The organism is Streptomyces sp. XY431 (genome assembly GCF_001279805.1).
GTDB lineage: Bacteria > Actinomycetota > Actinomycetes > Streptomycetales > Streptomycetaceae > Kitasatospora > Kitasatospora purpeofusca.
On sequence record NZ_LGDO01000133.1, the window covers coordinates 1 to 11,153 of the forward strand.

Annotated in this window: 10 protein-coding genes; 8 read left to right on the forward strand and 2 right to left on the reverse strand. The window is 74.1% G+C overall.

Features of this window, described 5'->3' with window-relative positions; translation table 11 throughout:
• A partial coding sequence (locus ADK60_RS43430) for a hypothetical protein (RefSeq protein ID WP_502687427.1) occupies window positions 1-215 on the reverse strand: 215 nt, incomplete at its 3' end.
• Between the two features lie 97 nt (window positions 216-312).
• Here ADK60_RS43430 and rsmI point away from each other — a divergent pair.
• The 8 genes from rsmI (at window position 313) to ADK60_RS16670 (ending at window position 9,143) form a co-directional block, all read left to right on the forward strand.
• A complete protein-coding gene (gene rsmI / locus ADK60_RS16635; protein ID WP_079008426.1) occupies window positions 313-1,182 on the forward strand; it encodes a 16S rRNA (cytidine(1402)-2'-O)-methyltransferase in 870 nt (289 codons plus the stop codon).
• Window positions 1,183-1,551: 369 nt separating this feature from the next.
• Window positions 1,552-2,001, forward strand: a complete 450-nt coding sequence (locus ADK60_RS16640; protein ID WP_052709406.1) for a hypothetical protein — start codon at window positions 1,552-1,554, stop codon at window positions 1,999-2,001.
• A gap of 52 nt (window positions 2,002-2,053) precedes the next feature.
• Window positions 2,054-3,673 carry a methionine--tRNA ligase gene (gene metG, locus ADK60_RS16645; RefSeq protein WP_053646837.1) on the forward strand — a complete coding sequence of 540 codons (1,620 nt, stop codon included), beginning with the start codon at window positions 2,054-2,056 and terminating at the stop codon, window positions 3,671-3,673.
• Window positions 3,674-3,705: 32 nt separating this feature from the next.
• Window positions 3,706-4,584, forward strand: coding sequence for a TatD family hydrolase (locus ADK60_RS16650; protein WP_053646839.1), 879 nt, complete (start codon window positions 3,706-3,708; stop codon window positions 4,582-4,584).
• Between the two features lie 70 nt (window positions 4,585-4,654).
• Complete coding sequence (locus tag ADK60_RS16655) at window positions 4,655-5,278, forward strand: Uma2 family endonuclease (RefSeq protein WP_063783167.1); 624 nt, start codon at window positions 4,655-4,657, stop codon at window positions 5,276-5,278.
• 28 nt (window positions 5,279-5,306) lie between these two features.
• Window positions 5,307-6,203 (forward strand): 16S rRNA (adenine(1518)-N(6)/adenine(1519)-N(6))-dimethyltransferase RsmA, encoded by an 897-nt coding sequence (gene rsmA / locus ADK60_RS16660; protein WP_234371112.1) that lies wholly within the window; start codon window positions 5,307-5,309, stop codon window positions 6,201-6,203.
• A gap of 10 nt (window positions 6,204-6,213) precedes the next feature.
• Window positions 6,214-7,149, forward strand: coding sequence for a 4-(cytidine 5'-diphospho)-2-C-methyl-D-erythritol kinase (locus ADK60_RS16665; RefSeq protein ID WP_053646843.1), 936 nt, complete (start codon window positions 6,214-6,216; stop codon window positions 7,147-7,149).
• Window positions 7,150-7,295: 146 nt separating this feature from the next.
• Complete coding sequence (locus ADK60_RS16670) at window positions 7,296-9,143, forward strand: ABC-F family ATP-binding cassette domain-containing protein (protein ID WP_045942408.1); 1,848 nt, start codon at window positions 7,296-7,298, stop codon at window positions 9,141-9,143.
• 41 nt (window positions 9,144-9,184) lie between these two features.
• Here the strand turns inward: ADK60_RS16670 and ADK60_RS47675 are convergent.
• Window positions 9,185-11,153: FUSC family protein (locus ADK60_RS47675; RefSeq protein WP_286185284.1), on the reverse strand; the 1,969-nt coding region annotated here is incomplete at its 5' end.

Genomic DNA, 11,153 nt, shown 5'->3' on the forward strand with positions numbered 1-11,153 from the left:
GGTATGGAGCCGTCCGGGGCGGGGCCGCCGGGTACGTCCGGACCGCCGGGGCCGTCAGGACCGCCGTCGGCGGCGTCGCCGGCCGGGTCGCCGCCCGGGTCGCGCGGGCCCGGCAGGGCGGGCGACGGCTGGTCCGCCAGGACCGGCCCGCCGACGCCACCCCGCGCGGTGAGGTCTGTACCAGTGGGCGTCTGCGCCGCCGTGTCGCCGTTCATCCGCCACATGGTAGGGGTGCGTCACGACGGTGGGACGGCTCCCTCCGAAGCTGCCCGAATCGTCACCAAAAGCGCCCGGCGGCCGGTTGCTGGAAGGATGGGGCCCGTGACAGGTGTACTCGTACTTGCAGGAACCCCCATCGGCGACGTCGCGGACGCCCCGCCCAGGCTGCTCACCGAGCTGGCCGCGGCGGACGTCATCGCGGCCGAGGACACCCGGCGGCTGCGCCGGCTCACCCAGGCCCTCGGGGTGATCCCGGCCGGGCGGGTGGTCTCCTACTTCGAGGGCAACGAGGTCGGGCGCACCCCCGAGCTCGTCGAGGCGCTGCTCGGCGGGGCCCGCGTCCTGCTGGTCACCGACGCCGGGATGCCGTCCGTCTCCGACCCCGGTTACCGGCTGGTGGCCGCCGCCGTGGCCGCCGACCTCAAGGTGACCGCGGTGCCGGGGCCGTCCGCGGTGCTCACCGCGCTGGCGCTGTCCGGACTGCCGGTCGACCGGTTCACCTTCGAGGGCTTCCTGCCGCGCAAGACCGGCGACCGGGCCCGGCAGCTGGCCTCGATCGCCGCCGAGCCGCGCACCATGGTCTTCTTCGAGGCCCCGCACCGGATCGCGGAGGCGCTCGCCGCGATGGCGGAGGCGTTCGGCCCCGAGCGGCCCGCCGCCGTCTGCCGGGAGCTGACCAAGACCTACGAGGAGGTCAAGCGCGGGCCGCTCGGCGACCTGGCCGCGTGGGCGGCCGAGGGGGTCAGGGGCGAGATCACGGTGGTCGTGGCGGGCGCTCCGCCGGCCGCGCCGAAGGAGCTGGGCCCGGCCGAGCTGGCCCGGCTGGTGGCCGTGCGGGAGGAGGCCGGGGAGCGGCGCAAGGAGGCGATCGCGGCGGTCGCGGCCGAACTCTCGCTGCCCAAGCGCGAGGTGTTCGACGCGGTGGTGGCGGTCAAGAACGCCACCGCGGGCGGAGCCGGCTGAGCGTTCGGCCGGGAGACGGCCGGGAGACGGCCGGGGCAGCGGCCGGGAATCCGGTCGGGAACGGTCGGCGAACGGCCGGGGAACGGTCGGAAAGCGCCCCGGCAGGCGCCTGAGCTGCGAGTACACACGGTTCGTGGGCGAGGTGCCGCCGGGCGCGCGGGCGCGTACCTTGGAGAGAAGGCCCCGGGTAAACGCCCGTCGAGCTGAAGCTTCGGTCGAGGTTTTCGGACAGGACCCACCCTTTCGTATAGGGCTTCCCAATCCCCCTCCAAGTCTTCACAAGGCGGGCATCGCCGGGGACGTTCCGGGCATTTGCTGGGATGGAAAGACCCAGCCGGGCGAGCGCCCGGCGGGCGCTGGGAGACGGCTATGAGCGAGACGATCGGTAGCCCCCGCGGTGGCAATGCCCTGAGCGACCCCGGCCCGAGCGGCGCCGGCCCGAGCGGCCGGGCGCACACCCCCGTCGAGACCGTCCGGGAGGCCTACTCCTTCGTGTGCCTGAGCTGCGGGTACGGCTGGGAGCAGGCGTACGACATCGAGCACCACGTGGCCCGGGACGGGCGGGTCGTGTTCGAGTACCACGCCAACGGAGTCCGGGTGCCGTCGCCGCTGCTCAAGCCGGCCTGCCCGGGCTGCGGCGGCCACACCGTCCGGATCATGCGCGAGGGCCGGGTGGCCGGGCAGGACAAGCCGTGGCAGCACGCCCCCGGGTACCCGGCGCACGCGGAGCCGGCCGCCCCGCCCGCCGCGCCGCGGCCGGTGCGGACCGCCCCCTCGGGCGGGCGCTGGGCGCGGTTCTGGGCGCGGATGCGGGGCTGACGGTGGCAGCGGCGGTCGGGCCCGGACCCGGGCCCGACTAAGCTTGCCGACCATGGCGGCCACTGCAGACCACAGCACCACCGGGGGCACCACTCCCGCGTACTACGTCACCACCCCGATCTACTACGTCAACGATCGCCCCCACCTGGGCCACGCGTACACCACCGTGGCAGGCGACGTACTGACCCGCTGGCACCGCCAGCGCGGCGAGCGGGTGTGGTACCTGACCGGCACCGACGAGCACGGTCAGAAGATCCTGCGCACCGCGGAGGCCAACGGCGTCACCCCGCAGGAGTGGTGCGACAAGCTGGTCGAGGAGGCGTGGAAGCCGCTCTGGCAGCACCTGGAGATCGCCAACGACGACTTCATCCGCACCACCCAGGAGCGGCACACCGCCCGGGTGCAGGAGTTCGTCCAGGACCTGTTCGACAAGGGCGAGATCTACAAGGGCGGCTACTCCGGCCCGTACTGCGTCGGCTGCGAGGAGTACAAGCTCCCCGCCGAACTGCTCGACGGTGCCGCCGAGGGCGAGAAGCTCTGCCCGATCCACAAGAAGCCGGTCGAGTGGCTGGAGGAGGAGAACTACTTCTTCCGCCTCTCCGCGTACGGCCCGAAGCTGCTGGAGTTCTACGCCGAGAACCCCGGCTTCATCGCCCCCGAGACGGCCCGCAACGAGGTGCTCCGCTTCGTCGAGCAGGGCCTCCAGGACCTCTCCATCTCCCGCTCCACCTTCGACTGGGGCGTCCCGCTGCCCTGGGACGACAAGCACGTCCTGTACGTGTGGGTGGACGCGCTGCAGAACTACATCACCGCGGCCGGCTACGGCGCCGACCCGGAGCGGTTCGCCGAACTGTGGCCGGCCTCGGTGCACCTGGTCGGCAAGGACATCCTGCGCTTCCACGCGGTGATCTGGCCCGCGATGCTGATGGCCGCCGGGCTGCCGCTGCCCAAGCGGGTCGTCGCCAACGGCTGGCTGATGGTCGGCGGCGAGAAGATGTCCAAGTCCAACCTGACCGGCATCTCGCCCACCGACCTGACCTCGCACTTCGGCGTGGACGCCTACCGCTACTACTTCCTGCGGGCGATCCCGTTCGGCACCGACGGCTCGTTCTCCTGGGAGGACTTCGCCGCCCGGTACACCTCCGAGCTGGCGAACGACTTCGGCAACCTCGCCTCCCGGGTGGCGGCCATGGTCGGCAAGTACTTCGACGGTGTGCTGCCGGCCGCCGCGGCGCCGGGCGCCGCCGAGCAGGCCGTCACCGAGGGCCTCGCGGCGGCGGTCGCGACCGCGGACCGGAAGATCGGCGAGGAGCTGGACTTCGCCGGCGGAATCGCGGCGATCTTCGAGTTCGTCAAGCAGGTCAACGGCTACCTCACCGAGCAGGAGCCGTGGAAGGTCGCCAAGGACGACTCGGCCGAGGGCCGGGACCGGCTGGCCACCATCCTCTACACGGCGGCCGAGTCGCTGCGGGCCACCGCGGTGCTGCTCAACCCCGTCATGCCGGCCACCGCCGAGAAGCTCTGGGACTCGCTGGGCGCCGCCGAGGGCCTGGGCGCGCTCGCGGAGCAGACCGTCGCCGACGCGGCGCGCTGGGGCCGGCTGCCGGTCGGTGCCACCGTCACCAAGGGCGACATCCTGTTCCCGCGGCTCGAGGAGAAGCCGGCCGCCTAGGGACTGACCCTGGGGCCGGAGGAGGACGACCGATGCCGAAGAAGGACGACGAGCGCTCCACCCCGCCGCCGCTGCCGGCCCCGCTGGCGGTGGCGGTGGCGGACTCGCACACCCATCTGGACATGCAGTCCGGCACCCCCGAGGAGGGCCTCGCCAAGGCCGCCTCGGTCGGGGTGGCCACCGTCGTCCAGGTCGGCTGCGACGTGCCGGGCTCGCGCTGGGCCGCCGAACTGGCGGCCCGGTTCGAGCAGGTGCACGCCGCCGTCGCCCTGCACCCCAACGAGGCGCCGCGGATCTTCCTCGGCGACCCCGACGGCTGGTCCGGGCAGCGGCGCGAGCCCGGCGGGCAGGCCGCGCTCGACGCGGCGCTGGCCGAGATCGACGCGCTCGCGGCGCTGCCGCAGGTCCGCGCGGTCGGCGAGACCGGCCTCGACTACTTCCGGACCGGGCCGGAGGGCGTGGAGATCCAGAAGGAGTCGTTCCGCCGCCACATCGCGATGGCCAAGCGGCACGGCAAGGCCCTGGTGATCCACGACCGGGACGCCCACGAGGACGTCATCGCCGTCCTGCTGGAGGAGGGCGCCCCCGAGCGGACCGTCTTCCACTGCTACTCCGGCGACGCGGAGATGGCCAAGGTCTGCGCCGAGCACGGCTGGTACCTCTCCTTCGCCGGCCCGGTCACCTTCAAGGCCAACCAGCCGCTGCGGGACGCCCTCGCGGTCACCCCGCTGGACCGGGTGCTGGTCGAGACCGACGCTCCCTTCCTCACCCCGCACCCCTACCGCGGCCGCCCCAACGCGCCGTACCTGATCCCGGTCACGGTGCGGTCCATGGCGGACACCCTGGGCCTGCACGAGGACGCGCTCGCCACGGCGATCGCGGAGAACACGGCGCGGGCGTTCGGGTACTGATCCGGTCGAACGAAAGTCGGGTTCCGAAGGAACGATTCGGCACTCCTGGCGGCTGCCTAGGCTGGCTAGCATGAGTGCAGTGAGGGAGGTGGCCATGACCGCCATGCCGATCGACGGACCCGTCGAGGATCATCACGAATCGTCGCACCCGCTGTCCCAACTGCGGACGTACGAGCAGGCCAAGCACCTTGACCTGCCGTTCGACTGGGATCTTGTGGACGGAGTCATCGTGGTCCGGGGGCAGACGAATCAGTGGCACGACCAGGTGCGGGACCGGCTCTTCATGGCTTTGTTCGGGGCACGAGTTGCTCCCTTCGCGGCCAATGTCGAGCGCTGTGTGCTGCTCGACGAGGACAACACGACCAAGCCGGACGTGGTCGTGTTCGACAAGACCGGCATCGACGTCTTCGAGCTGGAATGCCTCCCTCCCCGGAACGTGGCGCTCGTGGTCGAGGTCGTCTCGCACGGCACCCGGGCCAATGACCGCTTCCGCAAGCCCGGGCAGTACGCCGACAAGGGCATCCCGTACTTCTGGCGGGTCGAGCGCGGCATCGACGACCTGCCGATCGTGCACGAGTTCCACCGGGACGAGGAGAAGGGCGTCTATCTGCCTGTCGCCCAGCACGAGGGCGTGCTGCGGACCTCGCTCCCGTACCCCGTGGAGATCGACCTCGCGGCGGTCGTCGAGCTGTGAGGGGGCCCGGCGCCCGTATCCTTGGCGGGTGAGCACCACCGACCCCACCTCTGACAACCGCCCCCAGCCTTCCGCCGAGGGGAGCCCCCTGCTCGGCGGCGCGGACATCCGGGCGCTGGCCGAGGCGTTCGGCGTCAGGCCGACCAAGCAGCGCGGGCAGAACTTCGTCATCGACGGCAACACCGTGCGGCGGATCGTCCGGGCCGCGGAGGTGACCGGCGAGGACACGGTGGTCGAGGTCGGGCCCGGACTCGGGTCGCTGACCCTCGCGCTGCTGGAGGTCGCCCGGCACGTCACCGCGGTCGAGATCGACCCGGTGCTGGCCCGCCACCTGCCGGACACCGTGGCCGCCCGGATGCCGGGCCGGGCCGACTCCTTCGACCTGGTGTTCAGCGACGCGATGCTGGTCACCGAGCTGCCCGGTCCGGCGCCGACCGCGCTGGTGGCCAACCTGCCGTACAACGTGGCCGTGCCGGTGCTGCTGCACATGCTCGCGACCTTCCCCAGCATCGAGCGGACCCTGGTCATGGTGCAGAGCGAGGTCGCCGACCGGCTCGCCGCCAAGCCGGGCAACAAGGTGTACGGCGTCCCGTCGGTCAAGGCCAACTGGTACGCCGAGGTGAAGCGGGCCGGTGCGATCGGCCGCAACGTCTTCTGGCCCGCCCCCAACGTCGACTCCGGGCTGGTCTCGCTGGTCCGCCACGACCCGCCGAGCACCACCGCGAGCCGCGAGGAGGTGTTCGCGGTCGTCGACGCCGCGTTCGCCCAGCGCCGCAAGACCCTGCGGGCCGCGCTGGCCGGCTGGGCCGGCTCCGCCGCCGGGGCCGAGCAGGCGCTCGCCGCCGCCGGGATCGACCACAAGCTGCGCGGCGAGATGCTCACCGTCGAGCAGTTCGCCGCCATCGCCGAACACAAGCCGGAGTAAGGGTTTCCCAGTGACCGTCACGGTACGCGTGCCCGCCAAGGTCAACGTCCAGCTCGGGGTCGGCGGACTGCGCGCCGACGGCTTCCACGACCTGGCCAACGTCTTCTTCGCGGTCGCCCTCGGCGACGAGGTGACCGCGACGGCCGGCGAACCCGGCACGGGCGTCACCCTCAGCTGCACCGGACCGGACGCCGAGGCCGTGCCGCTGGACGACAGCAACCTCGCCGCCCGCGCCGCCCGGCTGCTCGCCGCCCACCACGGCCTCGCCGCGACCGACGTCCACCTGCACATCGCCAAGGCCATCCCGGTGGCCGGCGGCATGGCCGGCGGCAGCGCGGACGGCGCGGCCGCGCTGGTCGCCTGCGACGCCCTGTGGGGGCTCGGCACACCCGTCGAGGTGCTGCTGGAGCTCGCCGCCGAACTCGGCTCGGACGTGCCGTTCGCCCTGGTCGGCGGTGTCGCCCTGGGCCGCGGCCGGGGCGAGATCCTGGAGCCGCTGCCCGTCGCCGGCACCTACCACTGGGTCTTCGCGGTCGCCGACGGCGGCCTGTCGACGCCCGCGGTCTTCCGTGAGTGCGACCGCCTGCGCGAGGAGGCGGGCACCGGTTCCGCCGACACCGAGGTGGCCACCCCCGACGCCGACCCCGCGCTGCTCACGGCCCTCGCCGACGGCGACGCCGTCGCCCTGGCCGCCGCGCTGACCAACGACCTCCAGCCGGCCGCCCTGTCGCTGCGCCCCGCCCTCGCCGCCACCCTGCGGGCGGGCACCGAGGCCGGCGCGATCGGCGCCCTGGTCTCCGGCTCCGGACCGACCTGCGCCTTCCTGGCCAAGGACGCGGACGCCGCCGAGGCCGTCGCGGCCGCGCTGCGGGCCTCCGGCAGCTGCCGGGCCGCGCACGCCACGTACGGGCCGGTGCCGGGCGCGGCGGTGACCGCGGGGGAGTAGCGGGGGAGTAGCGCGAGCGGAACGGGAAGCGGGGCAGCGGCGGCCGCCGGCTCGGGCGGGCGGGGAGTCGAGGCGGGCCCACTAGGCTGGGGAGGATCCGGACCTCCGCCCGAGCCCGGACCGTCGAACCCAGGAGCGCAGCACACGTGGCCGTCAATCTCGCCACCATCGAGTCCGTCACGAAGGTGTACGGCACCCGGGCCCTTCTGGACGGGGTCAGCCTCGGCGTCAGCGAGGGGGACCGGATCGGCGTCGTCGGACGCAACGGGGACGGCAAGACCACCCTGATCCGGATGCTCGCCAAGCTGGAGGAGCCGGACGGCGGGCGGATCACCCACGTCGGCGGGGTGGAGATGGCCGTCCTCACCCAGCACGACTCGCTGGACCCGGACGCCACCATCCGGCACGAGGTCATCGCCGGCCGCGCCGACCACGAGTGGCTCGGCGACTCCCGCATCCGCGACATCATCGAGGGCCTCTTCGGCGGCCTCGACCTGCCCGGCTTCCCCGACGGCCTGGACACCGTCATCGGCCCGCTCTCCGGTGGTGAGCGCCGCCGGATCGCCCTCGCCAAGCTGCTGCTCGGCTCGCCCGACCTCATCGTGCTCGACGAGCCCACCAACCACCTCGACGTCGAGGGCATCGCCTGGCTCGCCCAGCACCTCCAGAACCGCCGCTCCGCGCTCGTCTGCGTCACCCACGACCGCTGGTTCCTCGACCAGGTCTGCACCCGGATGTGGGACGTCCAGCACGGCTCGGTGCACGAGTACGAGGGCGGCTACTCCGACTACGTCTTCGCGCGCGCCGAGCGCTCCCGGATCGAGGCCACCGAGGAGCAGAAGCGCCAGAACCTGGCCCGCAAGGAGCTCGCCTGGCTGCGCCGCGGCGCCCCGGCCCGCACGTCCAAGCCGCGCTACCGCATCGAGGCCGCCAACGCGCTCATCGCCGACGTCCCGGAGCCGCGCGACAAGAGCGAGCTGATGAAGTTCGCCAACGCGCGCCTGGGCAGGACCGTCTTCGAGGTCGAGGACATCACGGTGAAGGCCGGCCCGAAGCTGCTGCTGGAGAACGTCACCTGGCAGCTCGGCCCCGGCGACCGGATCGGTCTGCTCGGCGTCAACGGCGCCGGCAAGACCTCGCTGCTGCGGGCGCTGCGCGACGCGTACACCTCGGAGGGCGACATCCAGCCCGACTCCGGCGTGGTCAAGGTCGGCAAGACGGTGCGGCTGGCGTACCTCTCCCAGGAGGTCGCCGAGCTGGAGCCGACCACCCGGGTGCTGCAGGCCGTCGAGCAGGTCCGCTCCCGGGTCGACCTCGGCAAGGGCCGGGAGATGAGCGCCGGCCAGCTGTGCGAGCAGTTCGGCTTCGGCAAGGACAAGCAGTGGACGCCGGTCGGCGACCTGTCCGGCGGCGAGCGGCGCCGGCTCCAGCTGCTCCGGCTGCTGATGGACGAGCCCAATGTGCTCTTCCTCGACGAGCCCACCAACGACCTCGACATCGAGACGCTGAACCAGCTGGAGGACCTCCTCGACGGCTGGCCCGGTTCGATGATCGTGATCAGCCACGACCGCTTCTTCATCGAGCGGACCACCGACGTGACGTACGCGCTGCTCGGTGACCGGCGGATGCGGATGCTGCCGAACGGCGTCGACGAGTACCTGCAGCGGCGCGCCGCGATGGCTGCCGCCGCCGCTGCCGCCGCTTCGGCCGCTGCTTCGGTGGCGTCCGGCGCGACCGGTGCCGCCGCGGGCGGCGCGGAGGACTCGGCGTCCGCGCTGTCGGGCGGCGACCTGCGGGCGGCGAAGAAGGAGCTGCAGAAGCTGGAGCGCCAGATCGCCAAGCTGGACCAGAAGGAGTCCAAGCTGCACGCCCAGCTCGCCGAGCACGCCGCCGACTTCTCCAAGGTCGCCGAGCTGGACAGCCAGCTGCGGGCGGTCCGGGACGAGAAGGAGGAGCTGGAGATGACCTGGCTGGAGCTGGCCGAGCAGGTCTGACGGGGGCGGGGTCGCCGGAAGGGACCGAGCGGGCGGCCGGCTCAGCGGGGCGGGCCGCCGGCGAGCAGGGCGTCCAGTTCGTCCGCCGCCCGGCCCAGCGCGCTGCGCGACGGGTCGTGCGGCCGGGTCGGCCGCGCCGCCGCCCCGGTCGGCGGACGGTGCGCGCGCGCCGCGGCCGTCAGCTCGTCCAGCGCCCGGCCGACCCGCTCCACCTCCGCCCGCTCCGGCACCCGCCCGCCGTACCGGCGCTGCGCCGCGAACGCCGCCACCGCGCCGCTCAGCCGCTCCAGCGCGGCCGTCGCGGGCAGCCACTCGGCCGCCAGCCGGCCCGTCGGCGGCGGCTCGGCCAACCCCTGCTCCACCTCCGCGCGGGCGTCCGCGAGCGCCCGGTAGGCCGTCCGCCGCAGCCACACCTCGGCCCGGGGCTCCGGCCCGTCCTGCCGCACCACCGAGGCCAGATAGTCCTTCAGCGCGCCCGCCGCGGACACCAGGCGCGGCTCGATCCGGTGCCGAGGCCGTTCCGGCCAGAGCAGGTGGCCGAACAGCAGCACGATCGCGCTGGCCAGCACGGTGTCCAGCACCCGGGGCCGGAACTCGGCCGCGCCGTCCTGCCCGCCCAGTTGCAGCAGGACCAGCGCCATCGGCGTCATCACCACGGTGTTCAGCCCGTAGTGCGCCGCCGTCGCGTAGGGCAGCAGGGCCACGCAGAGCGCGGCGATCGCGACCAGCGCCCACGGGCCCGGAGCCAGCGACAGCACCGCTGCCGTCACCGCCACCCCCAGCACCGTCCCGACCGCACGGCTCACCGAACGCAGGAACACCGAGCCGAGGTCCGGCTTCAGGACGAAGGCGATCGTCATCGGCACCCAGTAGCTCCGGCTCAGCGGCAGCGCGGCCATGAGCGCCGCCCCCACCGCGATGCACAGCGCCAGCCGCGCCCCGTACCGGGCCGCCCCGGGCGAGACCAGCCGCACCCGCAGCCGCCACGGGTCCGGCGGGGGCGCGGGAGCCGTGCCCAGCGCGGCCTCCCGGCCCGCGACCGTCGCCGCGGCCGCGCGCAGCGCCGCGTCCAGGGCCTGCCGGGACGGCGTGTCCGGCGCCCAGTCCGGCACCGGCACCTCGCCGCCGACGCGTTCCTTCCCGCCCCTGCGTTCCACCCCACCCCTGCGTTCCACCCCACCCCTGCGTTCCACCCCGCCGCCGCGTTCCATCGCGCGGGCCAGCAGGCCCGGTACGGCGGCCACCTCGGGCGGCACCGGCCGCCGGGCCCACAGCAGGCCGGTGGCCGCCTCGGTGGCGGCGAGCGCGGCCCGGTACATCGTGTGGACGCGCTGGGCGGCGGGGCCGGGCGGGTTCCGCGGCCGGCGGGGAAGGGGCGGGAGCACGTCCTGGAGCTGGTTCAGCCGGGCGGTCAGCACCTGCCGGGAGGCCGACCCCTGCGGAGTCCCGAGATCGGCGAGCATCCGGCCGAGCGCGTCGTACACGGCGGCGAGCGCGCGCACACCCGGGTCGGCGCCGGGAGCCCGGCGGCCGCGCAGGGGCACACCGAGCAGCAGCACCAGCACCGCACCCGCCGGCAGCACCGCCGCAGCGGCCCACCACGGATGCGGCAGCGGCATACCGCTCCCGAGCGTGGCCGAGACCAGCAGCAGCAGCCCCGCCGCCGAACCGCGCGGGCCCGTCGCACTCAGCGCGCCGGAGACGAACGCCGTCACGGTCAGCCCGGCGCCCAGGGCGAGCGCGCCGACCTGGGCGTGCTGGAGCGCGCTGCCGATCAGCATGCCGAGCGCCGAGGCCGGCACGGCGGTGGCGATCCGGCGGGCCCGCAGCCGGACCGGCTCGACGCGGTCGTTCATGGTCGCGTGCATCGCACCCAGCCCGGCGAACACCCCGAGGTCCACCCGGTGCGCCAGCAGCCCGGCGGCCAGCGCCAGCGCCATGGCGAGTGCGGCTCGGAGCATCGGCGCCCACGGCAGCGGCGGCCGGGCCGGGCGGGCGGCACGGGCCCAC

Bases quoted from the DNA above. Each gene is read 5' to 3' on its own strand.
- ADK60_RS16640 (WP_052709406.1), top strand. From the start codon at position 1,552: ATGAGCGAGACGATCGGTAGCCCCCGCGGTGGCAATGCCCTGAGCGAC.
- rsmI (WP_079008426.1), top strand. From the start codon at position 313: ATGGGGCCCGTGACAGGTGTACTCGTACTTGCAGGAACCCCCATCGGC.
- metG (WP_053646837.1), top strand. From the start codon at position 2,054: ATGGCGGCCACTGCAGACCACAGCACCACCGGGGGCACCACTCCCGCG.
- ADK60_RS16655 (WP_063783167.1), top strand. From the start codon at position 4,655: ATGAGTGCAGTGAGGGAGGTGGCCATGACCGCCATGCCGATCGACGGA.
- ADK60_RS16650 (WP_053646839.1), top strand. From the start codon at position 3,706: ATGCCGAAGAAGGACGACGAGCGCTCCACCCCGCCGCCGCTGCCGGCC.